Annotated in this window: 23 protein-coding genes and 2 pseudogenes; 14 read left to right on the forward strand and 11 right to left on the reverse strand. The window is 68.6% G+C overall.

What is annotated here, in order from left to right; genetic code table 11:
• Nucleotides 1-36: 36 nt before the first annotated feature.
• Complete coding sequence (locus tag ACZ7IB_RS37045) at nt 37-969, forward strand: hypothetical protein (RefSeq protein WP_470918782.1); 933 nt, start codon at nt 37-39, stop codon at nt 967-969.
• A gap of 61 nt (nt 970-1,030) precedes the next feature.
• Nucleotides 1,031-1,159 (forward strand): hypothetical protein, encoded by a 129-nt coding sequence (locus ACZ7IB_RS37050; protein WP_470918784.1) that lies wholly within the window; start codon nt 1,031-1,033, stop codon nt 1,157-1,159.
• 64 nt (nt 1,160-1,223) lie between these two features.
• Here ACZ7IB_RS37050 and ACZ7IB_RS37055 read toward each other — a convergent pair whose 3' ends face one another.
• From ACZ7IB_RS37055 to ACZ7IB_RS37070, 4 genes are all read right to left on the reverse strand, one after another.
• Nucleotides 1,224-2,258 (reverse strand): ParB/RepB/Spo0J family partition protein, encoded by a 1,035-nt coding sequence (locus ACZ7IB_RS37055; protein WP_470918785.1) that lies wholly within the window; start codon nt 2,256-2,258, stop codon nt 1,224-1,226.
• Nucleotides 2,255-3,403 carry a ParA family protein gene (locus tag ACZ7IB_RS37060; protein WP_470918787.1) on the reverse strand — a complete coding sequence of 383 codons (1,149 nt, stop codon included), beginning with the start codon at nt 3,401-3,403 and terminating at the stop codon, nt 2,255-2,257. Before ACZ7IB_RS37060 ends, ACZ7IB_RS37055 begins: the two co-directional genes overlap by 4 nt.
• 75 nt (nt 3,404-3,478) lie before the next feature.
• Complete coding sequence (locus tag ACZ7IB_RS37065; RefSeq protein WP_470918788.1) at nt 3,479-3,892, reverse strand: hypothetical protein; 414 nt, start codon at nt 3,890-3,892, stop codon at nt 3,479-3,481.
• A gap of 677 nt (nt 3,893-4,569) precedes the next feature.
• Nucleotides 4,570-4,755: a hypothetical protein gene (locus ACZ7IB_RS37070; protein WP_470918790.1), complete on the reverse strand. Its 186-nt coding sequence runs from the start codon at nt 4,753-4,755 to the stop codon at nt 4,570-4,572.
• A gap of 363 nt (nt 4,756-5,118) precedes the next feature.
• Between ACZ7IB_RS37070 and mobF the strand changes: the two genes are divergently transcribed.
• The 3 genes from mobF (at nt 5,119) to ACZ7IB_RS37085 (ending at nt 8,468) form a co-directional block, all read left to right on the forward strand.
• A complete protein-coding gene (mobF, locus tag ACZ7IB_RS37075) occupies nt 5,119-7,008 on the forward strand; it encodes a MobF family relaxase (protein ID WP_470918792.1) in 1,890 nt (629 codons plus the stop codon).
• A 103-nt stretch (nt 7,009-7,111) separates the two neighbouring features.
• Complete coding sequence (locus tag ACZ7IB_RS37080; RefSeq protein ID WP_470918793.1) at nt 7,112-7,696, forward strand: hypothetical protein; 585 nt, start codon at nt 7,112-7,114, stop codon at nt 7,694-7,696.
• A 40-nt stretch (nt 7,697-7,736) separates the two neighbouring features.
• Complete coding sequence (locus tag ACZ7IB_RS37085) at nt 7,737-8,468, forward strand: hypothetical protein (RefSeq protein ID WP_470918795.1); 732 nt, start codon at nt 7,737-7,739, stop codon at nt 8,466-8,468.
• Between the two features lie 1,457 nt (nt 8,469-9,925).
• On the opposite strand, the gene ACZ7IB_RS37090 is transcribed toward ACZ7IB_RS37085, so the two are convergent.
• Nucleotides 9,926-10,105 (reverse strand): hypothetical protein, encoded by a 180-nt coding sequence (locus ACZ7IB_RS37090; protein WP_470918797.1) that lies wholly within the window; start codon nt 10,103-10,105, stop codon nt 9,926-9,928.
• 552 nt (nt 10,106-10,657) lie between these two features.
• Between ACZ7IB_RS37090 and ACZ7IB_RS37095 the strand changes: the two genes are divergently transcribed.
• From ACZ7IB_RS37095 to ACZ7IB_RS37105, 3 genes are all read left to right on the forward strand, one after another.
• On the forward strand, nt 10,658-11,887 hold the full coding sequence (locus tag ACZ7IB_RS37095) for a replication-relaxation family protein (protein WP_470918798.1): 1,230 nt from the start codon (nt 10,658-10,660) through the stop codon (nt 11,885-11,887).
• A 226-nt stretch (nt 11,888-12,113) separates the two neighbouring features.
• Nucleotides 12,114-12,734, forward strand: a complete 621-nt coding sequence (locus tag ACZ7IB_RS37100) for a 2'-5' RNA ligase family protein (RefSeq protein WP_470918799.1) — start codon at nt 12,114-12,116, stop codon at nt 12,732-12,734.
• Nucleotides 12,731-13,033 carry a hypothetical protein gene (locus ACZ7IB_RS37105; RefSeq protein WP_470918801.1) on the forward strand — a complete coding sequence of 101 codons (303 nt, stop codon included), beginning with the start codon at nt 12,731-12,733 and terminating at the stop codon, nt 13,031-13,033. Before ACZ7IB_RS37100 ends, ACZ7IB_RS37105 begins: the two co-directional genes overlap by 4 nt.
• Before the next feature lie 81 nt (nt 13,034-13,114).
• Here the strand turns inward: ACZ7IB_RS37105 and ACZ7IB_RS37110 are convergent, their stop codons facing one another.
• The 3 genes from ACZ7IB_RS37110 to ACZ7IB_RS37120 all read right to left on the reverse strand — a co-directional run bounded on the left by ACZ7IB_RS37110 (nt 13,115) and on the right by ACZ7IB_RS37120 (nt 14,298).
• Entirely contained in the window at nt 13,115-13,666 is a 552-nt protein-coding gene (locus ACZ7IB_RS37110) for a DUF6233 domain-containing protein (protein ID WP_470918802.1), read from the reverse strand.
• A 39-nt stretch (nt 13,667-13,705) separates the two neighbouring features.
• Entirely contained in the window at nt 13,706-13,963 is a 258-nt protein-coding gene (locus ACZ7IB_RS37115) for a hypothetical protein (protein WP_470918804.1), read from the reverse strand.
• A gap of 185 nt (nt 13,964-14,148) precedes the next feature.
• Nucleotides 14,149-14,298, reverse strand: coding sequence for a hypothetical protein (locus ACZ7IB_RS37120; RefSeq protein ID WP_470918806.1), 150 nt, complete (start codon nt 14,296-14,298; stop codon nt 14,149-14,151).
• Nucleotides 14,299-14,855: 557 nt separating this feature from the next.
• Here ACZ7IB_RS37120 and ACZ7IB_RS37125 point away from each other — a divergent pair.
• From ACZ7IB_RS37125 to ACZ7IB_RS37140, 4 genes are all read left to right on the forward strand, one after another.
• Nucleotides 14,856-16,145 (forward strand): hypothetical protein, encoded by a 1,290-nt coding sequence (locus tag ACZ7IB_RS37125; RefSeq protein WP_470918808.1) that lies wholly within the window; start codon nt 14,856-14,858, stop codon nt 16,143-16,145.
• 392 nt (nt 16,146-16,537) lie between these two features.
• The gene (locus tag ACZ7IB_RS37130) at nt 16,538-17,059 is read left to right on the forward strand and encodes a ricin-type beta-trefoil lectin domain protein (RefSeq protein ID WP_470918810.1); all 522 of its coding nucleotides are present in this window, start codon (nt 16,538-16,540) and stop codon (nt 17,057-17,059) included.
• Between the two features lie 525 nt (nt 17,060-17,584).
• Entirely contained in the window at nt 17,585-18,304 is a 720-nt protein-coding gene (locus ACZ7IB_RS37135; protein ID WP_470918811.1) for an IS6 family transposase, read from the forward strand.
• A 484-nt stretch (nt 18,305-18,788) separates the two neighbouring features.
• Complete coding sequence (locus ACZ7IB_RS37140) at nt 18,789-19,262, forward strand: hypothetical protein (protein ID WP_470918812.1); 474 nt, start codon at nt 18,789-18,791, stop codon at nt 19,260-19,262.
• A gap of 59 nt (nt 19,263-19,321) precedes the next feature.
• Here ACZ7IB_RS37140 and ACZ7IB_RS37145 read toward each other — a convergent pair.
• Nucleotides 19,322-19,453: pseudogene (locus ACZ7IB_RS37145) on the reverse strand (IS21-like element helper ATPase IstB); the annotation flags it as partial.
• Nucleotides 19,454-19,546: 93 nt separating this feature from the next.
• Here ACZ7IB_RS37145 and ACZ7IB_RS37150 point away from each other — a divergent pair.
• Nucleotides 19,547-19,807 carry a hypothetical protein gene (locus ACZ7IB_RS37150; protein WP_470918813.1) on the forward strand — a complete coding sequence of 87 codons (261 nt, stop codon included), beginning with the start codon at nt 19,547-19,549 and terminating at the stop codon, nt 19,805-19,807.
• A gap of 157 nt (nt 19,808-19,964) precedes the next feature.
• Here ACZ7IB_RS37150 and ACZ7IB_RS37155 read toward each other — a convergent pair whose 3' ends face one another.
• Together ACZ7IB_RS37155 and ACZ7IB_RS37160 are read right to left on the reverse strand one after the other, a co-directional pair.
• Nucleotides 19,965-21,386: a phospholipase A2 gene (locus ACZ7IB_RS37155; protein ID WP_470918815.1), complete on the reverse strand. Its 1,422-nt coding sequence runs from the start codon at nt 21,384-21,386 to the stop codon at nt 19,965-19,967.
• 48 nt (nt 21,387-21,434) lie between these two features.
• Nucleotides 21,435-22,976 carry a hypothetical protein gene (locus ACZ7IB_RS37160; RefSeq protein ID WP_470918817.1) on the reverse strand — a complete coding sequence of 514 codons (1,542 nt, stop codon included), beginning with the start codon at nt 22,974-22,976 and terminating at the stop codon, nt 21,435-21,437.
• A gap of 188 nt (nt 22,977-23,164) precedes the next feature.
• On the opposite strand from ACZ7IB_RS37160, the pseudogene ACZ7IB_RS37165 reads away from it, so the two are divergent.
• Nucleotides 23,165-24,465: pseudogene (locus ACZ7IB_RS37165) on the forward strand (hypothetical protein); the annotation flags it as partial.

Here is a 24,465-nt window from a genome sequence, read left to right on the forward strand (position 1 = left end):
CCACCACTGCCACTCTTCGCTCACCCAGGAGACCCTGTGACGACCATCACCGCTGATCTTTTCCCCACCTCGCCGCTGGCGCTTCGTACCGCCGACCCTGCCAAACAAGCCCGGGTCAGGCTGTTCGCGGCTGAACAGGCCACGGCCGCCGCCACCGTCCGGGACATCCTCCTGAAGACGCTCGCCGCCACGCGGAACCTGGCAGAGCGCCAGGCCGTCATGCGCACGGCCCACCAGGAGGTGACGACATGGCGGTACACGCTGGCGGCCCGCGCCACAGGCCGGCTCGGCACCGGGATCGCCTACAGCGCCGAGCGGTTCCGGACCCCCATCACGGCCAGCACCACCAACTACGACCGGCTCGGCCCGGTAGGCCGGCTGCGTGACGGGGCGACGTGGGACGGCCCGTCACACACCTACCGAGGCGGCACGGCAACACCCGCCTACGACGCGATGGCCACCTACGGAAAGGAGGCCGCCGCGAGGTTCGCCTCAGAGAACATCGAGGGAGACGTGCTCCAGAACTGGGTCGAACTCCCCGACGGGCGCCGGGTGGCCGGCAACCGCATCATCCGCGGCAAGGCTGCCCACACCATTGGCGCGGAACTCGCAGCACGAGTCGCCGCCCGCGGCCTGGACGTCTCACGCATGGAGACCGGCGGCGATCCCATCTACGCAGCGACCCCGGACCCCGCCAACAGCGACACCCTTTTCGCCGCCGCGCTGCGACTCCTCGCCGACCCCGACCTCACCCCTGCCGACTTCGTGACCGCCCGGTACCTGCTGTTCCAGGCACCGCGCACCAAAAAGGGCTCCGACGCCGTCAACCGGACTTTCACCGTCGCAGCCGGAGCCGCACTCCTCGGTCACCACGCGCCCGCCCTGCCCGCAGACATCGACCTGTGCTGCTACGTGCTCGGCCAGCACACTGCCACCCGCTTCACCCACGACCAGGAGCCCACCCGATGAAGCGACTGACCACCCGCACCCGGACCACGGCTGCGGGTGCGAGTGGGACGACACCTGGCGCATGGTCTGGGCACCAGCCACCGAACCCGGCGCCGTTCCCGTCACCGCGATGCGGCACCCCGCAGCCCCGGTGACCGCCGCCGGCCTTCCCAACCCCGACCACGGAGAGCCCGCGACCTGGGCATCCTGACCACAAAGCGGCCCGCCGCCCTGGTAGTCCCAGGGCGGCGGGCCGCTTTTTTGCGTTGGCAGGGCTACACCATCGCTGACTCCCGATCAGGAGCGTTGCTGTGATCGTCACCGAGTCGATCCAGCAGCAGTTCCGCGACCGCTGCAAGGTCAGCCGGAGAGAGCCGCGCGACCAGAGCGTCCACCACATCCGTGGGAGACGCCGAAGAGATCACGAGCGGAACCGATCCGGCAGGCACTCCCCCTTCACTATTAACGGCGTTAACGGTCGGGGCAGCCGAGGTCTCGTCGGCCGTCTCCGCCGCAGAGGTATTAACGGCGTTAACGGTTTCGTCGCCGTCCCGCTGCGACAGCACCCTTCGAGGAGAGCGCTGGCGGGGGGTATTAACGGCGTTAACGGTTTCCGCTGCCGCTGCCGCCTGCTGCTCCTTCGGCAGCCGACCAATACGGCGGGCGGGTTCCACCTTCAGCTCACCCGTTTCCACCTTGTCTTGCAGCTCTGGCGTGAGCTCCAGAAGCGCAAGGCGCTGCGAAACCCACGCGGGGGTCTTCCCGAGGCGCTTTGCTACCTTGCCCTGCGATCCGTGTACTTCCACCAGCTCCTGGATCGTCCTCGCCTGATCGAGTGGCGGCACGTCCACACGATGGATGTTCGCGATCAGCGCTGCCTCCAGCATGTCGGCAGCAGTCGCGGCGAGATCGTCGTTCACGTCGATCCGCAGCTCCGCCAAGCCGGCCACACCAGCAGCAGCGAGACGCCGATTGCCATCGATGACGACGTACTCGGCCTCCCCGATCTTCGCTTCGAGACCAGGATGCGTCGCCAGGAACGCTGCGCGCCGCACGACGGCAACCGGCTGGAGCTGCCCCCGCGAGCTGAGCGACTCGGCAGTCTCTTCCAACTCGGTGAGCTCTTCGCGTGGGTTGAACGGATTGTGCGCGAGCTGTGCGAGAGCGACAGCGGCCGGCGGCCGCTTCCCTTCACCGTTGATGATCTGCTGGCGGGTCCGGACCCGGCGAGGAGCAGGCTTTCCCGCGTCCTGGCCGTCATCGTCAATGCTGAAGCCGCGGGTGACCCGCTGCCGCTTGTTGTCGCTCATACCGCCAGTTCCTTCGCCAGATCACGCATCGCCTGGGCGTGCTCGCTGTTCGGGGCGTACTCCAGCAGCGGGATCTCCCCGTCTGCCGCCTCACGCCCTTCCTTCAAGTCGCCGATCACGGCCAGCACCGCAGGGGAGGTGCTGAGCTCCCACTGGTCCTTGTTCTCCTTGACCAGCTTTCCCCGGCGGCTGTCGTAGGCGTTAACGACCAGCCCGAGGTAGTCGACCTGGATCCGCCCCTTGCGACACAGGTCGTCCTTCTGCGACTTGAGCAGCCGGAAGGCGCGGTGCGAAGCCTTGTTCGCCCACACCGGAGTGATGACCCCGGACCGGTCGGCGAGCTCACCGTCACGACGGCGCACGTAGTAGAGAGCCGTGTCCATGTTCAGACCGAGGCTGGGCGGCCCGTCGATGATGATGACGTCGTAGTCGGCCTCCAGCGGCTCCAACGCCCGCTCCAACGCGGCCTCGCTGAAAGAGACCTTGGACAGGGCGACGTCGCGGAGGAACGCGTCGTCGGAGGCTGGCAGGAGATGGAGGCGCTCACCGAAGCGCTCCTGATCCAGCGCAACCAGAAGATCCCCGATGTGACCCTTGGCCGTGCCGTCCATGTGCATGAGGAGCGTCTCGACATCGTCCTCATACATGACGTCCTCGAAGCCCAGCTCGGCAGTGAGGTGCCCCTGCGGGTCGTAGTCGACGATCAGAACCCGGTGGCCGGACTCGGCCAGGGCCTGAGCCATGCCGCTGGAGATGAACGTCTTGCCCACGCCCCCCTTCTGATTCGCCACTATCACCCGCACAACCGGCTGTGCAGTCAACGGCGAAGTAGGGGAGGGGTGGTTGTCCAGCCACAGCGTCAGTGCCTGGGCGAGTCCCTTTACGTAGGTGACACCGCGCTCCGTGCACGCCGCCTTGAACTTGTCCGGCTCGCCGACGGGGAGGAAGGTGCCCCAGGTCTTCGCGCCGTCGGTCTTGACCTCCGGCATGCCATCAGCCGCGTACCAGGCATTGATGGCATGCTCGGTCGCGTCCTGGATGTCCATTCCGTGCTCAAAGGCACGGATCTTCAGGTGTCTGCGCAGCTGGGGAGTGAGGGCTGTAATTAGCTTCTCTCGCTCCCCTCGCGGGCTGGGGATGCTCATGTGGCCAAACATTACTAGGTTGGCAGTTGATGGGGCCGTATCGGCTCCATCTCACTCCGGCTGCGGCTGAGACCTTTACTCGCTTTGATCTACCCCGCACTGAGCGATCTGCCTGCCGACAAAGTGCCAAGTGGGTTCTCGTTGGCCCTCATTGACGGTCCTGCCCATCAACCCCGCCAGCAGATCAAGTGCTTCCTGGTTGACGTAGCGATCAGGGTCGGAGCACTGCAGGTGACGGCGCAGGAGGTCCGCATCCAGCCCTTGCTCTTGGAGATACCCAGCAAGCGTGCCGACCAGCAGGAAGTTGTAGGCAAGGGCATCAGTGAGGGCATAGAGCACCAGACGGTGCCAATCCCCCGGCCGTTCGACGTGCTGGCGTGACGCGCGGACAGCGTCATCCAGATGCCGTTGCCCCCAGCGAACGAAGTCCTGGACGAGGGCGATCAGCTCAGCTGGTACAACCGTTGCGCCTGCCTCGCTGCTTGACACCCTTGCCGCACTTCGGGCCCGCGCCATGGGTGGGAGAGTGTTACGGATGTCCTGCAGCGCTGCCCGCCGGTTCACCCCGGTGAGGTCTTCCTGCCGACGAGCCGCGTTCTTACGTGCGTGCGATGCCATCATTGGTCCTTGGGCGCTATCCCATGACTCTGCGCGGACTTGTGGCGAGCCACGAACTCTCTGCTGCGATGACGCGGCGCGTCTAGGGCTTACCAATTCCCCGGTCATGGGCCAGAAGAACTCAGCCGGGCACCGTCGCAGCAGTGTCAGGCGGCGCCAGCGACCTCAACGAGCTGACGCCGTAGCGGTTACGGGAACCAAGCGGCCCACGGCCACGCTGACGGGCCGTCCCCCGCTCGACGCACGTTCATTTGGTGCCGATGCGGCGCCAGCAGTCGGGGCGTACGAGCTGGTCGTTCAGGCCGTCGGTGCAGACGAGGTCACCGCCAAGCGGCCGCGGGAGACCGTGACGCTGTTCCCCGGAAACCTGCTGGTCCTCTGTTGTCCGGGGGCGCTTCAAATGAAGCCCCCGGTTCGAAGGCTTCCTTTCCAACAGCCCCGGTCAGGGACCGGTGAGGATGTCGTGCCCACCGATGCGGCGCCAGACGATGTGCTGGGCCCCTTATCCGCTCCTTCCCGTACGACCAGGTTGCCCGGCCGTTCCCGTCTCAGGTGAGTTCGTAGACGCCGGGCACGCACCGGACGCCCTTCACGCGGAGGCCGGCACGGAAGCGCCCGCCGGTGCGCAGGTCGTCGACGAAGGCCGTCACTGTCTGGCGGAAGCGGTGGCGCTGGTCGGGGGTGAGGCGGTCCAGGTCGGTGGTGAAGCGGGGCGTGGTCTCGTAGGTCGGCATGACGGAGTCCTCCAGGAAGCACGAAGCCCCCGGGGCTGCCGGGGGCGATGGGTGTCTCTCTTGGGGTGAAGGGAGCCGGTGACGTGGTGCAGGGCGGTGCGTCTTTGGTCGTCGTCCGGGGGAGCGGTACGTAGGTGTGCGCTTCTTGACGGCGGAGTCGTCTGCTGGCGGTTTTCGGGGTGTGTGAGGCGCGTGGGGCTGGTCGTCGCGCAGCATTTGCCTGGCCCCAGGCGGTGTTCGCCTGGCGGGCATGACGTCGCCGCAGATGCCCGCCCGGCGGGATCGGCAGTGAAGTTCCGGTGAACCCTCCCGCCTCACGGGATCGGCCTTTTGCCCAGGTCAGAGCCGGTGTTCGCTGTCGGGATGTTGAGTGTTGCGAAGGTTCAGAGGCGAAATGCGTGGCGGTACTACGTGCGCGGGGTTGCCTTCGGGGATGGCCGGCGTCCGGTCGGTCAGTCCCTGAAGGGCGCCCTGGAGAAGGCCGGGCTTCCGCCCGGGGTGTGGATGGGGCGCGGCCTGGCCGCGCTCGGGCTCACCGCGGGGCAGACGGTGACCGAGCGGCAGATGGAGTTGGTCTTCGGGGAGCTCCGGCATCCGGACGCTGACCGGATTGAGCGTGAGCTCCTGGATGACGGTGCCGATCCGGAGGCGGCCCGGCTGGCGACGGTCCTGGGGCAGCCGGTCGAAGAGATCGAGCGACGCAAGGCGACCCCCTTGTTCGCGCTGGACTTCACCTTCCGGGCGCAGGCGTCCCTGATCGTGTTGTGGGCGCTGGGAGACGACCACACCCGGCGGGTCATCGAGCGGGCGCACGAGCGGGCCATCGCCACCGCGCTGCGCTGGTTCGAGGATGAGGTCGCAGAGACCCGTTGGTCGTCGGGCCGTCAGCGCGCGAAGGCACCGGCCCTGGTGATCGCGAAGTGGCGGCACTGGGACAACCGCGACGGCTTTCCTCTACTCCACGACCACTGTCTGGTCCTCAACCGGGCGCAGCGCCCGGACGGTTCCTGGTACGCGCTGGACACGGTCCGTCTCTACCAGCACGTGGTGGCGGCCGGAACGCTCTACACCCTCACGATGACGACCGAGGTGTGCGAGGAGCTCGGGCTGGCGACCGTGCCCCGGGAGGTGACGCCGGGCCTGTGCCCCGTCATGGAGATAGCCGGCGTCGACCAGGAGCTCATCGACTGGTCGGCCACCCGTCGCGAGCAGATGGCGCCGGTGCTGGAGCGCATCACCGATGAGTACGTCAAGGAGCACAAGCGGCTGCCCGGGGAGCGCGGCCGCAATGGCCTGGGCTGGTGGGCGGCGCAGGACACCCGCCGGGCGAAGAAGATGCCTAAGCCCTTGGAGCAGCTGCGCGCGTGGTGGCGTGCGTCCGCGATCCTGCGGTTCGGCAAGGCGATGGTCGACGGGCTGCTGGAGCGGTGCCGTGCGGCCGGGAAGGCGATCCGGGCCCGGGTCGGCCCGAGGGTGGACACTGCGCTCGCCGCTGTCGACGTCGCCGCCATCGTCTTCACCGTCCGCAATTCCTTCGCTCGCCGTCACGTCCTGGCCGAAGCGCGCCGGCACCTGCTGGAGACGCTGCGCGGCCGTGAGTTCACACGCGGCCTGGACGACTACATCGCCGACGCGGCCCTGTCCCGGCACTCCCGTCAGCTCACCGTGCCGCAGAAGGGCCGCCGGGCCCCGGCGCCGGACCAGCTCACCTACACCGCCGACTTCGCCTGGCCTCACCGGTGGTGGATCGCCGGCACCGGCGGCAAGCCGCCGCGGGAGTCGAGCCGGTACGAGCGCGCCCGGGTCGCCAGCCTCGCCCTGCAGAACGCGATCCGCGACGCCCGGATCCTTTCCTCCGTGCGGGACGAAGCGCCGGGCGTGACGGCATCGGCCGCCGCGGGCGCTGGCGACCAGAACCACGACCAGGCGGCGCCGCACACGGTCGACCACCCGGACCGGGACGCCGCCCTCACTCCGGCGCAGCGGGCCGCCGCCGTCCAGGCCCATCAGCGGGCCGCGATGCCCGAGGAGTACCTGGAGGGCCGTACGACCGATCCCGCGACGTGGCTGCACACACCGAAGAACCTCGCCCGGCTGGCCGCCTTCACCCAGGCCGCTGAAGCCCGGGGCCGCATCGTCGCGGACGGACCGCAGCCGAAGCAGCCGGCCAAGGACGCGGCCGACCCCGCCCGCCAGCAGCAGCACCACACCACGCAGCCCGATCAGGGCAGGGGAGCGGGCTGGGACCACTGACGGCTGCCAACCGGCCAGCGCGTGGCCGATCTGCGACTTCATCCACGAGCCCCGCCGACCCCGGCTGAGAATCGGGACGTTGGCACCCGGCACGGGAGGACCCTTGACCGACCTGCACGAACCCCTCGAACCCCTCGACAGCTACCCCGACGAACTACCCCCGCCCCGCCAGCGCGGCGACGTGAACCTGGTGAGCCTGCTCAGCATGGCCGACGGCCTCGCCGAGAGCATGGAGAACCTTCTCGTCCGGGCCAGGTGCTCCGATCCCGCAATCGCGCTCATGCCCCGGGAGATGGTCCAGAAGAACTTGGAGAAGTACACCGCGGAGGTACTGGAGAAGGCCGTCTACCTCCAGCGCCATGCCCACGCCGCGCTGCTCGGACGGTGCGTGCTCGGTGCGGACTCCAAGGAGGACTGTTCCACCGAGGGCGCCAACCTCCAGCTCAACGTCTGGGATGAGCACACCCGCCGGGACATCGTGGAAGACGGCACCACCGGCTGCGTCGCCCACACCATCGAAGCCGCCCGCCGGACCGTGGCCGACCCCGCCAGCCGCAAGATCCTGCTCGCCTTCGTCCGCGACGCCGAAGGGCTTGCCGTCTGCCGCGCCCTCGGACTCGGACCGGACGATGCCGAGCAGTTCTTGTACGGCGGCCTCACCCTGCGCCCCGAACACCGCGTCTCCTGACCCCGCCGCCCCGTAGTACAGCCCGCATTGGAGTGCCACGTTGACCTTCGAGCCAGGCGACCTGAACCTGACCGATCCGGAGAAGGGCTACCTGAACTTCGTCCTCTACACCGAGCCCCGCCGCAGCGTCGCCGGGGCGTCGCTGAACGCCGAGGTGGACATCGAGGCGCAGCAGACCGTGACGCCGCACTTCCAGGAGTGGCTGAGCAGGCTGGTGCGGTGCGAGCCGAACGCGATGCACTGCACGCTCGTGGAGGGGACGAAGATCCCGGCCCTGTTCCACCCGTGCGTCACCGAGGACGCCAGCAGCCCGTCAGCGATCAACGGCTCGGGCTGCGTGTGTCGCCGGACCTTCTACGACCCCGAGTTCGGGCTGCCCGTCGTGGGCGAGCACTTCAAGCACTCGGGCACCGGCGGCACGGACCAGTGGAGCTACAAGACGTACGCCCCGCTCGAACTGCGCCCGGACGACATCTTCAGCCGCTTCCACACCGGCCGCGGCCTGTTCTGGGCCCGGACGGACAAGGGCGATCTGTCGATCCTTCCGCAGAAGAACGGCCTGGGCTACAACATCGGGTACAGCGGTGGTGGCCCGAACGCCCTGGCCGCCTACCTCACCCAACTCGCTCGCAACGACGGAGGGACCACGCCCGCCGGCACCCCGTACGAGGATGCGCACCCGGCGATCCTTGCCTGGACGCAGAGCAAGGCGGCGGACCGCGGAACGAACGAGCTGTCGCTGGGTGACCTCCAGGCCATGCTGGAGAGCTGACCGCGGGAATGTGCCGACGCCCACGGACCAGACGTCCGTGGGCGTCGGCGCGTACGCATCCCGCAAGTCCTGACGAGCAGATGCCCGCCTCGCGGGACGGCGGGCGAAGTTGCCGGAGCACCTGCGGGGACGCGGGCGGTTCGACCACCCCGGAGACTGCGGGAACAGCGAGGGTGCGGGGGAGCGACCCACCGAGCACGGAGGCCCCGATGGTCGACCCGATCCCGACGTACATCTCGCCCGAGCGGCTGGAGCGCCTGGCGGAGCTCGCCGACGCGGCCCGGCTGCGCGCGGCCCTGTTCCAGTCGCCGAAGCCGCCACCAGTCCGGTGCCCGCTCACGGCAGTACCCCGGCGGTCGGCCCACCTAGTGGCAGGCCGCGCGGCTACGCCGACGGTGAGTGCGCACGGTGGCCTCCATCGCCACATCCGATGGACAGGTCGACGATGTCCGGGGTGGAGAGTGGAGTCCACCGGGTGGGAGTGGAGCCCACCGTGCTGCGCATCGGGTGGGAGTGGACTCCACTCCGGTGAGCATCGGCCGGTGGGGGAGTGGAACATCCCGGCACCCGGTGCATCCACTCGATGTCGCCGGTGCACTGCATCGCGCGCACCGGCGATGACGATGCACGGCATCGTGCGCACCGGTGCGCGCACCGACGATGTCGTCCACTCCCGGCTGTTGCACCGGTGCGCATCGTGGTGCGCCGCACACGCCGGCCACCACATCCTCGGTGCGCGCACCCAGCGCACCGCCTGCCCGAGCCGGTGCGCACCGCTCGGCTGCCACCCCGAAGTGCGCGCATCGGACCCGTCCTCGCGCGGATGTCATGTGACCTGTCGCACAGTCGGGGGCTTCATAATGCGCATTTGGGACTTCGGGGGGATCGCGGTCAAGGGGGTGTGTGATATCGGGACTTCGCTTGATCCGGCCCCTTGCGATGGAGGCGTGGCGCGCTGCCCGGAAGCGCGCCGCGCGCCGCGATGCGCACCACGGGACGGTTGGTGCGCGCACCATCCCCGCAGCCGCGCCGGCGGTGCGCGCACCGGTCCGCACCGGGCCGCGCGCCACCGCACCGATGGTGCGCGGCGCGCGTACCGCGATGCGCACCACCGGCCCGGGAGTGGATGCCATCGTGCGGAGTGGACCGCACCCGATGTCCGCCACCTCATCCGATGTCCGGACGATGCACCGCATCCGATGCGCGACATCGTGGTGGGGAGTGCACAGCATCCGATGTCCACCGTCGCGGTCCGGGCGAGTGCATCGTTCGGCCACAACCTTGACCGGGTTCGCTACGTGCGACATCCCGCCCGAACAGGACAGCGCCCGGGGGAGGAGAAGTCTCCGTCCCCGGGCGCCGTCCCGGCTTCCGCTCGGCTCAGGAGGCCACGGCCGGCGGCCAGGGCGCCGGGTTCCACCGGGGAGCGGAGCCACGGACATCGCAGAGGAACTGACTCACCTTGCACCGAACTCGCCCATCAGCCGCGCCAGCTCCTTGCCGTCCCGGTGGAACTCCTCCAGCCGGGCCCGCGCCTCCTCGGTGTCCTCGTCGTGCCAGACCAGCTCCACGTAGTCGGCGGCCCGCCAGATCTGCTCCGGGGTGAGCTCGGGCAGCTTCGGCGACGTCGTCTCCATGACGATTCCCTCTCCGTACGGGCCGCGCGCCTGCTGCGCCCGGCCTGTTGACCACACCTTCGGAGCCGGGGCCTGTGGACAGGGGACGGAGTCGGGACGGGGTCGCTGCCTGTGGCGTCGATCACGGACAAAACGGCGAGACAAGGGGGTCAACCGGGCGGAAGCGGACGGTCGTCGGTGGTGATCGTCAGACAGCGGACAAGGGGTCCTTTCCGACGGTGGCTCCGGACCGCGCGCACATCCGCGTGCGGTCCGGACACGCACCGTCCCGGCCAGCCGGCCGGAGGAACCGAGGACACCGTGCCCGCCGACTTCACGCCCGACCCCGCCCACGAACCGCACATCGCCGACGGCCAGGCGCCCGACGCCGACGTGGACCAGGTCCCGCCGGCCCCCTCCACGGGCCCCTCCAATGCCCCCTCCACGGCCTCTTCGCCCGCCAGGCGCGTATCCGCAGGTCAGCCCCGCCAGAACAGGGCTCCCCGCACGTTCGACAACCCTTCTAAGTCTTCGAAGCAGACATGGAAGCCAACCCACACCCGAAAGAAGGAAGTGCTGAAGGCTCTCGGGATCTTCCAGAGGGCTACCGCCGAACACCTGTGGCGCATGCTGCGGCCCGGCGACCGGCACGACCGGTGCACGAGGGACACCCTCAACGCCCTCAAGGAGGACGGCAAAGTCCGAGTGGAGACGCGGCTGGAGTCGAACCATCAGCTGTGGGTGCTCACCGAGCGAGGCCACAAGGAAGCCAAGCAGCTGCTGCCGGGGAACGTCCGGGTCTCCGCGCTGCGCAAGCTCGAGTACGACGACGACGGTGAGCCGGTCACCGGCGAGGGCTTCGACGAACACGCGGCCGCCGTCACGATGACCGCCGCGGTCCTCACCGGGGCCGGCTTCGGCACACCGCTGTCCTGGCAGACCGAGATCGGCCACAAGCTCCCCTACGGCTACACCCAGTACGCCGACCTGACGATGCAGGCCCCGGACGTCGACGTGCCCGCGATGCTCCTGGAGGTCGACCGCGTGAACGAGCCCGTCGACGTCCTGGTGGCCAAGGTGCGCCGCTACAGCGAGTGGTTCGAGCTCCTGGCGCCGAAGGCCGACAAGGTCAAGGCGCAGGCGGCCCGTCACGACGGTGCGGCGGTGCACGACTTCCGGCTGTGGTCGCGGATCTACCCGGCCACCGGCCACGAGGGCTACATGCCGGTGGCGTTCGTGTTCACGGGCAAGACGAAGGCACAGCGGGCCAGCAGGATGCGGCGACTGGAGCAGGCCGCCCGTTCCTACTTCGCCGGCACCAAGTACGCGGGCGGTGGCATCACGGCCGTCGACTACCACCAGGCGGTGCCCGTGGTCGTCACCGAGCTGGAGCGGATCACCGCCGACCCGGCCGGGGCGGCGGGGAAGGTGTGGCGAAGGCTCGGGCGCGATGAGTGGCAGACGCTGACGGAGGCCCTGGACAACCCCGACGGTGACCGGCTGCACGTGGTGCAGCGGGAGCAGGCCCGCAAGCGCCAGAAGGAGCGCGAAGCCGCGGCCCGCGAGGCGCAGCGGCCCGTGTGCAGGCGCTGCGGAGCGAAGTTCACCGACGACCGCTGGGACACGGTCCGGCAGTACCCGGCGCAGCAGCACCGCGAGCTGTGCGGACCGTGCCTGCGCGAACACCATGAACAGGCGCAGGCGGAGAAAGTCGCGCGGCTCCAGGCGGAGGAAGCCGCCGCCAGGGAGGCGGCCGAAGCGGAGGCGAAGAAGAACCGCGGCCTGTTCGGCCGCCGCCGGTAGCGGCGCGCGGGCCAGCGACCGAGCTGGGGCGGTGGCCCGGCGGCCGGGCGCTGTACGACCCGCGCCCCGGTGAACCTCGCACACCCGGCCCCGGCGTCAGCTGCCGCTTCTACTACTCCGGCGATACGCCCTGAGTGCCCATCCTTGAACCTCATGTTCCTTGGCGAATCCAGTACATGGGGTGCGTGGAAGGTGGCAGGCTCTGGCGAAAGATCCGGGGGAGAGGATGCGGGTGGAGAACTTTTTCGAGCGAGTGGCGAAGGCATGGCCGATGGGGCGGCGTGACCTGCACTGGCACATCCTCCCGGCGGCGAGCGAGGCAGACGCGCTGCTCGCGTCCTACCCCGAGGCTGTGTTCTCACGGCCGGGGCTGAGCCGGGTGCCGGGTGAGTGGCTCCATTGCACTCTCCTGCATGCGGTCGGCCTCTGCGCCGACGATGTCGACGTCGACGCGCTCGTGAGGGACGTGCGCGCACACGTCCAGCAGGTGGAGCCGTTCACGCTCACTTTCGACAGACCGGCCATTGCCCCCGTCGCCATCGAGATCAGCGGCTGGCCCGGAACGCCGTTTACACGCCTGGGGGACAGCATCACCCAGCTCACGCAGGAGCAGCGCACCGCCTTCCGGCCGGCGGCCAGCCGCTACCCCCACATGTCCATCGCCTATACCGGCGAGGGCTCCGAGACGATCAACCCCGTCGACCTTCGGGCAGCGTTGGCGAGTATCGAGGCGCCGCTGTCGCATACGGTGCGCGCGGACCACATCCACCTCGTGGAGCAGTGGCACGACGGCGCGACGATCAAGTGGGAGCCGATCGCGTCGATTCCCCTGAAGGGTTCCGCATGAGTTTTCCTGGTACTCGCTCGATCCATGGCGACCGTGTTGACCTGATCGCGGCGGGAACGTCGTTCACCGCAGTGGGCGCGATCGTCGTCCAAGGAGTGCTGAAGGACGGGCGGGGTTTCGTCGAATTGGTGCTGCCCGATGCCGACCCACAGCAGCGCCGGGACCTTGAGAAGGTGACGCAGTTCCAGTACTGGCTGTACCGGGATGGCGCACTCCTCTACGCCTCGCCATCACTTCAGATGACGGACATACGCCGGGCCGCCGACGACGGAGCCCTCATCCTCACCGGATCACCCTGACCAACAGGTCGAAGGACAGCGAGTGAATCGTGCCGCTGAAAGTCCCGGTCACCATCGAGGGTGCTTCCTGACCACGGCAGGTCAGGAGTCGGTGATGTGGTCGAAGCCGCTCATCATCGGCGTCAGCTCCTGAGCGCACCCGCACAACGTGCACAGCCGCGTCCCGGGGTTCTCCGCGACGTTCAGCGCGCGCTCCACATCGAGCAGCGGCGCGCCCTGCGGTGCCTCTTCGCAGTCCGGCGCGTGCAGCACACCCCGGGCCGGGCCCCGCCCCTCGCGTACCTTCGCCAGCACCCAGCCCGAAGGCCGGCGCTCCCCGAGGACCTCGCGAACCACCGACTTCGGCGCCGGCGGAAGGTGCTCGGTGGCGACCTGGTCGTAGTCGACGCCGTCGACCGGCCGCACATGGTCGGGAGCCCGGACCCACACCCGGTACTCCGCCGCCTCCACCCCGCCGTCCTCGAGGTCCCGGAACGACGGCAGCCCCACGAGGTACACCCACCCCGTCTCGGTCTGCCGCCGCCTCCACAGCCGCGCCACGACCTCCTGCTCCGGGTGCCCGAGCACCGGGTCGGCAGGCAGCACGACACGCACCGGCACCGGCTTGGCCGCGTCATCGGAGGCAGTGGTCACAGCCCCACGGTAAGCACCGCAGCTGCCGGCTGATGGATGTCACCGCTCGGGCAGCTTGCGGCGGAGAAGGTCCATCGACTTCTTCATGCCTTCGAACTGGTCACCGAGCACTCGCATGCGCCAGTCCATGCGTTCCATCCGGGCCGCGACCGCCAGCGACGCGAACGTCTGCGCCAGCTGCGTCGCACCCGCCTCGCCCGCCATCGCCTTCTTCCCGTACCGGGCGGCCATCGCCTCGTACCGCTTCGCGCGCTCCAGCGTACCTTCGTACTCGGTCGCGTCGTCGTGCTCGGTCATGCAGCCCCTCCCCGATTGATTTCCCCCACCGTTGTACCGACCGCGCCGCACAGGCGGGGCGCCTGCGGATTTTCGGGCCGGAAAGTTGTCCACATGTGACGACGCAGCCTGGTTGGCAAGATCTGCGGTGGGATGGAGCTGGTCAGAGGACTGTGACGCCTTGTAGTCGGCAAGAGTGGCGCAGGTTAGTTGGCAGGCTTCGGTGACGGAGCGTCATGTCTCTGTCCGAGGATCTCGGCGGCGTGGTCCAGTAGGAGGTTGTGGAGGTAGGCGTAGAAGGGTTGATGGTCCGGATTGCGCCCCTGGAGTTGGTGGATGACTCCAGCGTCGACCATGGCGACTCCCTCGACAGGGAGTGGTTGCAGGCCAGGTGCCAGCGCGACCTGCTGAAGGTCCCTGACGGCAAGTGTGTCTCAGGGCTGGAGAGGCCCGATGCGGGTCTCGGGGACAGCGATGACCGCGGCCCTTCAGCCGCCGCGACCCCGGCCATGATCCGCCGGACAGGCCCTAGGGCCTGTCTGACAGATCAGGGACGAACTTCGACGAGGGCTCGTTCCTGAACCTGTTGAGGTGGGTAGTTCTCCTGGCCGTCCATCGGGCCTCGGGTGACTGAGCGGGTCGCCGGGGCGACGGGACTGCCGCAACTCGTGTATTCCCGAGGGTTCTGCCATGCATGAAGGAGAACCCTCATGTGGGTGACGCGCGAACGAGTCGTTCTCCCGACTCCACCGATGGGTGTGTTTCACGCTATTCCTGGCCATAGGGGAACGCATGGACGGATATTTTAAGCCAACACGGGTGTACCTATACGAATTTTCTCCTTGCGGCGCATTTAGAGTGATGTCGATCATGGAGTGATTTCATATTTATAGACCGCTTTGGGGGTTTTGCCGTGTCCGATGACCCCGGCATCCGCGAACAGCTCGCAGCGCTGCCCGCCTCCCAGATCCTGATCGGCATCGGCCCTGACGGCCAGCCGGTCTGCGTCGACCTGGACGTCGAATCGCCGCACGTCCTGGTCTGCTCCGGCAGCGGCGGCGGCACCACGACCACCCTGCGCACCCTGACCGCCCAGCTCCTGCACCACGGCGGGCACGCCCTGGTCCTCGACACCAAGCGCATCTCCCACCGGTGGGCGCGCGCCGTGCCGACGGTGACGTACCGCACCGACGTCGCCGACATCCACGACGCACTGGTCGGCCTCCGGGCCGAACTGACGCGTCGTATCGACCACGTCGACCAGCACGGCGAGACCGACGACCTGCCGCGCCTGGCGGTGGTGTTCGAGGCCGCCGGCCACACCCTGCGGCAGCTGGCCCGCTACTGGGACACGGTCCGGGAGAAGGGCGACCCGAAGACGTCCCCGGCCGTCGACGCGTACGAGGAGATCCTCTTCGCGGGGCGCGAGGTCCGCATCCACGTCCTGGTCGGCGACCAGAACTACAGCGCCGCGCTGGGACGTGAGCAGTTCTCCACCGTTCTCCTGGGACGGGTCACCACCCGCACCTGGAGCCAGACGGCCCCGCAGGTCGCCACCGTCCCGAAGAGCAGCACCCACCCGGGCCGCTTCCACACCGTGCAGGGCCTCACCGCCCACCCCACACAGGTCCTGCTCATGACCGACGCCGAAGCCGCCGACTGGCTCGCCGCCACGGCGGCCGGGAAGCCGAGCCGGACACACCACGGGCCCCGGGGGATCAGCCATGACATCCCCGGGGCCCGGCTCGTGGAGTCGCGCCGTTCAACGCCGGAGCAGCTCCGGCGTCACGGCCGCGAGGAACTGGCCGGTGCCGTGCGCGCGGGTGGAATGCAGCGCGCTCCACCACTCCGCCCGAGCCGTTCCACCCCGGGGAACGACGTGCTCCCGCGTCAGGTCAGGCCGCAGCCTGCTATGCCCCGAACAGTGACCCACGCTGGAAAACTGCAGCTCACAGCGTTCCACCACAGTGGAACGCTGACAGACACGGACAGACCACCTGCACAATTCCACCCGGCGCGGCAGGGCGCAGAGCCCCGCTTCAGGGGCTCCACGGATGCGCGCTGCTGCGCACCTGTGCGAGCGGCTGGGTGGAACGAGACCGCCCGCGCCGGATGTTCACGACTGCGGGCAGCAGTTCGGTGGCGACCAGCGGGGGAGCCATCTGCCGGGAGAGGGCCTTTCGGTTCGCGTCGCCTCGGCTGACGTGCTTCCGGCAGACGGACAGGACGGTACCCAACCACCGCCCACAGCACCGGCCCTTCACGCAGAAGACCACCAGGAAGAGCTCCATGCCCAGACGACGCCCGCAACGACGGTCGTCGTGGTCTTCGCCGTATCCGCCGTACGGGAACCGGATGTGGGTATCGAGGCCGAACACGGCGAGTTTCGTCTCGGCGACGGGTCTCGCTCCGCTGGAGGCGTCACCGTGAGCTGCCTGTGGCTCCCACGGGTGGGTGATCATCTTCGCTCTAACGAGGGGTTCCTGGAGATACCCACTACCAGCGACCGGACAGCGGCATTCAGGATGCGTGGGCACCGACTGCTGGTCTCGTGACGGTGCTCTCGCTTCCCCATCAACGATTGGGATTGTGCTCATGGCTTCGCTCCTTTCTCCTCGCTGGATTGGCTCCGTCACTGGCGGGGCGCTCATGCTCGCCCTCGGCGCGGGGGTGCCGTCCTCCGCGGCGGCTCCCGCGTCCCGGGCTGCCCATGAGGTGTGCCTGGACGCTGGCAACACCCGCAACAACGGTGATCAGGTACGCCTCTGGAAGTGTGCCAACCACAAGAACCAGCGGTTCGTGATCACCAATGGGCAGATCAAGGTCGAAGACACGATCGGCGACGCCAAGGAGATGTGCCTGGACGCCGGCGACACCCGCAACAACGGCGACCGCGTACGCATCTGGCAGTGCGTCAACCACACCAACCAGAAGTGGATCGTCCGCAACGCGCAGATCGTGCTCGCCGACACGGTGGGCAAGAGCCAGGAGATGTGCCTGGACGCTGGCGACACTCGCAACAACGGTGACCGCGTACGCATCTGGAGGTGCGTCGACCACACCAACCAGAAGTGGGTCATCCAGCAGGGCTACATCAAGGTCGCGGACACGATCTGATCGGATCCTCAGCCGCCTCGGCCCTGGCCTCCCTTCCCAGGGCCGAGGCCCGGTGGGCAGTCCGGTGCTGCTTGGCTCCGCCGCCCCGGAGCGGAAGGTGACCGGCGTCGTGAGGGCAGGCGGTGCACACCGCCGTAGAAGCGGCCCGTTGCACGGAATCCGGCGGGGGCGATCGGTGATGCGCTGCCCGTAGATGACCAGCGTGACCGTCCGCCGCGCCCTTGGCGCTGGCCCCCTGGCTTCCGCGCACAGCATCCGCGCCGCCCAGGCCGACCTGCTCGACGCTCGTCCCGGAGAGCGTCTGTCCGACCTCGACAGCACTCTTGGACAGGTCCCCGACCACCGCGGCGGTGACGGGCTACATGCCACCCGCGCAGCTTTGCCGCCTGGCGGGCACGCTAGAGCCCACTCGCATCGCGTCCACTCGATTGTGTAGATCTCATGCGACTAGATCACCGGGCACTGTCACGTTGACTGACCGGCCTGGGATGATCTTCTGGTTGGTCGTGCTGGGAGGGGTCGTCCGTGGACAGCGCGCCGCCGTCGTACAAGGGGCACCGGTACCCGGTGGAGATCATCGCGCACTGCGTGTGGCTGTACTTCCGCTTCCCGCTGTCGTTCCGCGAGGTCGAGGAGCTGATGCTCGAGCGCGGCGTGCTCGTCTCCCACGAGACGGTCCGCCGCTGGTGTACGAAGTTCGGGCAGGCCTACGCCAACGGCCTGCGCCGCCGGCGTGTGCAGCCGGGCGACAAGTGGCACCTGGACGAGGTCTTCCTCAGGATCAACGGTGAGCTGAAGTACCTGTGGCGGGCCGTCGACGCCGATGGCAACGTGCTCGACATTTTGGTCCAGAACCGGCGGGACACCGCTGCGGCCAGGCGGTTCATCCGCAAACTGCTCAAGAAGACCTGCTCGGTGCCGAGGGTGGTCGTCACCGACAAGCTGCGCTCCTACGGCGCGGCCCACCGCGAGGTCATGCCCTCCGTAGAACACCGCGCCCACAAGGGTCTGAACAACCGGGCCGAGAACAGCCATCAGCCGACGAGGCAGCGCGAACGCGCGATGAAGGGCTTCCGCAGTACCGGCGGGGCCCAGCAGTTCTTGTCCGCGTTCAGCGGCATCTCACCGCACTTCCGACCACGCCGCCACCTGATGACCGCCACCGAGTACCGCACCGAGATGACCACCCGCTTCGCCATCTGGGACGAGATCACCGGCGCCACCGACCAGCCCATCGCAGCGTAAGCCAGGCCCCCACCCGACCCCTACACACCCTGACGCGCCCTCAATCGATCAACACCGCACCAACGTGACAACGCCGTCACGGCAGCGCCGTGGCGATATCGCCTGACCCCGTACACCGATCTGGCTGGCTGTGTCAGCTCTTGGCGGAGTCGTTTGTCGGTGACTTCGGGAGTCGTTCTGGGATGGCGGTCGTGATCAATGTCGGTGAGTTTTGAGTTTTGATGTCACTCGCGGCGGTGGGTGGTGCTGCGGGGCCGCTCGCTGGGGCGCGATGAGTGCCTGTTTGCACTCCGGTCGCTCTCGCTGATCGTTCGGGAGCTGCGCTGACACCGTGGCACCAGCGCGTCTCGCCTGTCAGCCTTAGGCCGGACACATCACAGATCGAGGGGGCCGAGCTATGCGCCGTGCTGCAACAGCATTGGCTTTGTTGGGAGTCCTACTTGGGGCTGGGGCCTCGGGGTGCGGGGGTGGCAGCGCATCGACGATGGACAAGTTCGAGAAGATCCTCGACCAGACAGAAAAAGAAGCCCCGTACGCATACTCGGACGAGGGCTGGGACGGCTTTCCACCGCATCCTGGCAATTGGCTGAAGTGCTTACACGACCCCACCGATTCGGCCGATTCGGGGAGCAAGGCGATCAAGTCGATCGATCGTCACAGTCCTGCGACCGGCAACGGAATCAGCTTCGGTCTCACGGAATACACAGACGTCGCCCACGCGCAGGCTTCCCTTGAACAGAGCAGGGATATCGACGTCGGATGCGCAGGGGGAACACTGACTGACGACGGGGCAGGGCTCGGCGACGCCTCGTACGGAGTGAACCTTCCCAAGGACGCCCGGGTGATAGTCCGGGTGGGCCGTGTAGTGATCGATGTCACTTCCAGCGGGCAGTTCCCCAAGGCCTACGCCCTGGATGTCGCGCGGGAGATGACCGAGCGGGCAGAGGGGCAGTTCTGACCTGACGGACGTCGGCGTTGGTCGGCAAGACCGCCGAACGGTTCCCGTGCGCCGACCGGTCAGCCAGCCGCGTTGGCGCGCTCGGTCTGGGCCTTGGTGTGGGCGAGGCAGTAGGACTCGGTGCCGGTCTGGATGATTGCGCCGTTGAAGGTCAGGCGGTCCACGATTGCCGCGCAGAGCCGGGGATCGGTGGCCCTGGGTCAGTAATCGGGTCAGCGGCCGGGGGCGTCCGGCCCGGCCGCGGTGGCCGCGTACGTCACCGTCCGCCGCTGTACGTCTTCGGGTTGACGTACGGCGGCGGCCAGGAGCACGATGTCGACCGGGCCGGACCGGTCCGGGTGGCTGCCGCATCGGACGGCGGTGTCGCCGGACTGCGGGCACCGCTACACCGCGCCCAGCTCGACCGTGGGCGGCGGCCGGTACAAGGTGACCGCCACACCACGTGGGACGTGGAATGGGCCGGAGCCGGCCAGATCGGCACGATCACCATCACCCGTGACGCAGCGACCAGCGTGGAGATCCGGGAAGTCCAAGTTCTCAACTGAGAGCGTCATCTCATCGTTTTCATCATTGCTCTGCATTCGCCTCGGACCCCGCGGCGGCTGTCGGCGCCGTGGGCGCTGTGTCCGTCGACCGCAGGTGGGGGAGTCACCCTTTCTCGGGTGGCTCCCCCACGTCATGGCTGCTCAGTGGTGGTGCGGTTCAGCCACCGATGACGACACCCGTGAAGTAGGTGTTAGCGGCTGTCTTGCATGCTGCGCGGTCGGCGAGGGTGTGGCGGAGGGGCCAGCCCGGGTCGTCGCAGACCATGTTGAGGTCCTGGCGAAAGATCTGGTCGATGCGCTGCTTTCCGGTCGGGCTGTTGCGGAATGCGTCCTCGCCGAACAGGTCCCTGTAATTGCGGTACCCGAAGTCGTGCCGAGTGCAGGCCAGGGTGAAGTCGTAGCTGCCGAGGGCGTTCGGGGCCGGGGTGTTGCATATGTTGGTCGTCCACCTGAACTCGTAAGGGTCGGGCTTGCCCATGCGGTGCGCACCGAGTGCCTCGTACCACGCGTCCCTGGCTTCAGGGCCGAACTGGATGAGGCTGTTCAGACGGGCGATCTTCTCCTCGCGGGTTGCCGGGGCGGCCGGCCCCCGCAGGTCGAGCCACTGGTCGTTGTCCCCGTTGCCGTTGTACTTCTGGACGGAGCGCCGGTCGGGGGCGAGCCGGTAGAGGTCGTGGCCGCCTGTGGCGAAGGCAGCGGCGGGTCCGCTGATGCGGTTCCACTGGTGGGGCTTGCCGTCGTACTTGTAGAGGTCGTGGGTGTCCCGGTTGATGGCGTAGAGGGTGTTGCTGCTGAAGATGTGCTCGGCGCGTGCGCCAACGGCCTTCCACTCGCCGTTCTTCGGGTTGCGTTCGAGGACAGCGCCGTCGGGGCTCAGCCCGTAGAGGTTCTCGTCGGTCACTGCGAACGTGGCGCCGGGGCCGCCGGCCTTGGTCCACTTCTCGGGCTTGCCGCTGTACTCGTAGAGGTCGCTGGTGTCCCGGTTGATGGCGTACAGGGCGTTGCGGGCACGGTAGTCGAATGGAAACTTCTTGGCGGCGGGGCCGGTGTAGAGGTCCTTGGCCGGGCCGCCGATCTTGTTCCAGGTGTCTCCCTTCCCGGTGTACTCCCAGACTCCGCTGCCGTCGGGGCTGATGCCGTACAGCTTCTCGTCGGCGGCGGCGAAGGTGAGGCCGGGGCCGCCGATGCGGTTCCATCGGTCGCCGTTGTACTTGTGGATGCTGCCGGTGGCCGGATCGGTCGCGTAGACGGTGTCGCCACCTGCGTAGAGCTTCGTGGTGCCTCCGAAGATTCTGTTCCAGCCGTCCTGGCGGGCGGACCATTCGTAGACGCCCCGGTGGTCGGCGGACAGGCCGTAGACGCCCTTACTCGTTGCGACGATCTGTTCCAGCTCGACCGTTGCCACCGAGTCGTAGATCCCGCCCGGCTGGTTCGAGGGGGCGGCGCTCGCGGCGATGCCCAGGGCCGGGACTCCGACGGCCAGCAGGCACAGCATGCGGAACGCGCCGTGGAATCTGCGCCACAGGGTGGCAGCCCGCCGGGGTGCCTGTGGGTCGGGCATGGGCTTGATGGGGTTCATCTGTGTTCCTTTCCGGGACGTTGCGCGTAAGGGCTGAGAGGCGGCAGGTCAGGGAGCGAGCGGGCCGCCGATGCGGACCCAGGCGCTGGGTGTGCCGGTGTAGGCGTAGACCCCGCTGTGGTCGGGGCTGGCGCCGTAGAGCCGGTCGCGGGTCGCGGCGAAGTCGGCGCCGGGGCCGCCGATGCGGGTCCACTTCTTGCGGGCGCGGTCGTACTGATGGATGTCGCCGCTGCGGGGATTGGTGGCGTAGAGGGTGCTGCCGCTGGTGTAGATGCGGCCGGTGCGGCCGCGGACCCTCACCCACCTGTCGCCCTTGCCGGTGTACTCGTAGACGGCGGAGCGGTCGGGGCTGATCCCGTACAGGCGCCCGTTCGTGGCGGCGAAGTCGGCGCCGGGGCCGCCGATGCGGGTCCACTTCTTACGGGCGCGGTCGTACTGATGGATGTCGCCGCGGGCACTGGTGGCGTACAGAGTGCTACCACTCGTGTAGAGGTGGCTGGCGGGACCGCCGATCCTGTGCCACCTGCCGGCCTTGCCCGAGTACTCGTAGACCCCGCTGTGGTCGGGGCTGGCGCCGTAGAGCCGGTCGCGGGTCGCGGCGAAGTCGGCGCCGGGGCCGCCGATGAGGGTCCACTTCTTACGGGCGCGGTCGTACTGATGGATGTCGCCGCGGGCACTGGTGGCGTAGAGGGTGCTGCCGCTGGTGTAGATGCGGCCGGTGCGGCCGCGGACCCTCACCCACCTGTCGCCCTTGCCGGTGTACTCGTAGACGGCGGAACGATCGGGGGAGATGGCGTACAGGCGGCTGGCGGTGGCGGCGAAGCTCGTTCCGGTTCCGTCGGCCGAGAACTTGGTGAGGGGTACCGGAGTCGGTGCGGCGGGGACAGCAGGGGACGACGGAGCGGCACGCTTGCTGGGCGTCGGGGCAGGAGCTGGCGTAGCGGGCAGAGCCGGTGTGGTGGGGGCCGGCGTGGCGGGGGGAACCGGTTCGGCGGGAGCTGGCGGGGTGACGAGCTTCTTGTATCGAAGCGAGATGTATACCGTGCGGGGGTAGCCGGCGATGCTGCTGTCGTGGATGTTGGCGCTCTCCTTGCGGGCGGGCCGGCCGCTGCGGCTCTCGCTGTAGTAGACGAAGTCGCCCTTGGCCCGGTCGGTCCAGCCGCCGAACAGCAGGGCATGGGCCGCCGGATAGTCGAGGGCGTCGCCGGCCTCCAGTTGGGAGAAGCCGGGGAGCTTGTCCGCGACGTCGGGCAGTGAGTGGGTGGTGAGGCTGTCCTTGAGCTGCCAGGCCATGGAGACGAGCCCGGAGCAGTCCTGCCGGTAGTGCCCGCCGGTCGCGTCGTCCTTCCACCCGTGCGACTGGCTGTAGGGGACGGCCTGCTCGACCCAGTGCCTGGCACGGGCGATGACCTGGTCACGGGTGACCGGGCCGCCGGGGGCGGCGTCCTGGCCGAGTGTTCCGGTCGAGGTGGGGCGTTGCTCGTTGGGCTTGCTGTCGGCCTGGGCGGGCACGACGGCCAGGGCAACAGCTATGGCCAGCCCCGTCGCTGCTGCGAGGCGCTTGGGCCGGCGGATGAACGCTCGGTACACGGTGGTCCCTTCGCTGTGGCGATTCCGCTGTGCCAGTTGGCGGAAGCGGTGGAACACCACGCTGGAACCTGATCTGATTATTCGTCGGGGCATAGCGGGGTCAGTCCAGGTCAGCGGGGCGGGAACACCGGATAACCGCGAACCTGGGCGAATTTCCGCGAACACACCGGATGGCCGAAGGGGGAGTGATGAGCAGACCAGGGCGCCCTGCGGGGCCCTTAAAGGGCCGCACCGCGGAGGCGAACGCTCTCGCGCAGTTCCTGCGGGAGCTGACCGCGCAGTACACGGTGAGCGGGCTGGAGGAGCGTTACCGGCTGAGCAGGAGCGTGTGGAGCGAGTACCGCTCCGGATTGAAGATCATTCCGCTGCCCCGTCTCAACCAGATCATCGAGGACCGCTTCCCCCGCGACGCCCGCACCAGAGGCGCCAAGCTCCAGGAGGCACGCCGCCTCCACGCCGCTGCCATGGCAGCATCCTCTGCACCGCACACCGCACCCGCGCCGGGCCCCCCGCCCGGCCCTGACCAGGCTCCGGCTCTGGCGTCGATCGTCCGTGACGACACGGCCGGGTTGTCCGCGGACAACCCGCTGGCCTTGGACGACGCCACACCGAAGCGCCCGAGCGAGGCCGCGCAGACCGCCCCGGAGGAGCCACTGGGGGCCTCGTCGGATCCAAGTCTTCGCAGTGACGCGGCGAAAGGGGACCAATCTACCGACCTTGTCCCGCGCGCGGTCCGGCTGAGGCGCTGGAGAACCCCGGCGCAGTGGGCGGCACTCGCGGCCCTGGTCGCCGTCCTCGTCATCGCCAACCAGATCCAACGCTCGAACGACCAGCCCGACACCGCGTCCCCTCTGGACGACCCCGCGCAAGGCCAGCAGAGCACGGCGCCCGTAGAGCCGAGCTCGTTGCCCACCGGTCCGATGGCCCCGGAGGAATCCCGGCCCACAGCCCTACCGTCATCCGCCCCGGCGTCGTCGGCGCCGGAGAAATCCCGGTCCCGGGGCGGCGGGGCCGGCATCGTGGTCGCAACCTCCAGCCGCCTCTACCGCATCACCGCCGACTCACAAGTCGAGGAGTACACCGGCAAGGTCGGCGCCTGGACCGTCATCCGCAAACGGACCGAACGGATCTTCACCAGCCCCACGACGCTCTACGCCACTGACGGCGTCACCGGCAACATCGAGGAGTACGACCGCTCGAAGAAGACCTGGACGGTCATCGGGAGCCCGGGCAGCTACTTCGCGGCGACCGCCAGCCACCTCTACGGCGTCGGCACCGACCATCAGGGCACCTTCGAATACAGCGGCACACCAGGCGTCTGGTACAAGGTGCGCGGCACGACCGAACGGATCTTCACCAGCCCCACGACGCTCTACGCCACCGACGATGTCACCGGCAACATCGAGGAGTACGACCGCTCGAAGAAGACCTGGACGGTCATCGGGAGCCCGGGCAGCTACTTCGCGGCGACCGCCAGCCACCTCTACGG

It is taken from the genome of Streptomyces sp. NPDC037301 (assembly GCF_055602785.1).

What these genes read in the sequence shown, in the direction of transcription:
- ACZ7IB_RS37050 (WP_470918784.1), top strand. Translation starts at nt 1,031, where the DNA reads ATGGTCTGGGCACCAGCCACCGAACCCGGCGCCGTTCCCGTCACCGCG.
- ACZ7IB_RS37055 (WP_470918785.1), bottom strand. Translation starts at nt 2,258, where the DNA reads ATGAGCGACAACAAGCGGCAGCGGGTCACCCGCGGCTTCAGCATTGAC.
- ACZ7IB_RS37060 (WP_470918787.1), bottom strand. Translation starts at nt 3,403, where the DNA reads ATGAGCATCCCCAGCCCGCGAGGGGAGCGAGAGAAGCTAATTACAGCC.
- ACZ7IB_RS37070 (WP_470918790.1), bottom strand. Translation starts at nt 4,755, where the DNA reads ATGCCGACCTACGAGACCACGCCCCGCTTCACCACCGACCTGGACCGC.
- mobF (WP_470918792.1), top strand. Translation starts at nt 5,119, where the DNA reads ATGTTGAGTGTTGCGAAGGTTCAGAGGCGAAATGCGTGGCGGTACTAC.
- ACZ7IB_RS37090 (WP_470918797.1), bottom strand. Translation starts at nt 10,105, where the DNA reads ATGGAGACGACGTCGCCGAAGCTGCCCGAGCTCACCCCGGAGCAGATC.
- ACZ7IB_RS37100 (WP_470918799.1), top strand. Translation starts at nt 12,114, where the DNA reads ATGCGGGTGGAGAACTTTTTCGAGCGAGTGGCGAAGGCATGGCCGATG.
- ACZ7IB_RS37105 (WP_470918801.1), top strand. Translation starts at nt 12,731, where the DNA reads ATGAGTTTTCCTGGTACTCGCTCGATCCATGGCGACCGTGTTGACCTG.
- ACZ7IB_RS37115 (WP_470918804.1), bottom strand. Translation starts at nt 13,963, where the DNA reads ATGACCGAGCACGACGACGCGACCGAGTACGAAGGTACGCTGGAGCGC.
- ACZ7IB_RS37120 (WP_470918806.1), bottom strand. Translation starts at nt 14,298, where the DNA reads ATGGTCGACGCTGGAGTCATCCACCAACTCCAGGGGCGCAATCCGGAC.
- ACZ7IB_RS37130 (WP_470918810.1), top strand. Translation starts at nt 16,538, where the DNA reads ATGGCTTCGCTCCTTTCTCCTCGCTGGATTGGCTCCGTCACTGGCGGG.
- ACZ7IB_RS37140 (WP_470918812.1), top strand. Translation starts at nt 18,789, where the DNA reads ATGGACAAGTTCGAGAAGATCCTCGACCAGACAGAAAAAGAAGCCCCG.
- ACZ7IB_RS37155 (WP_470918815.1), bottom strand. Translation starts at nt 21,386, where the DNA reads ATGAACCCCATCAAGCCCATGCCCGACCCACAGGCACCCCGGCGGGCT.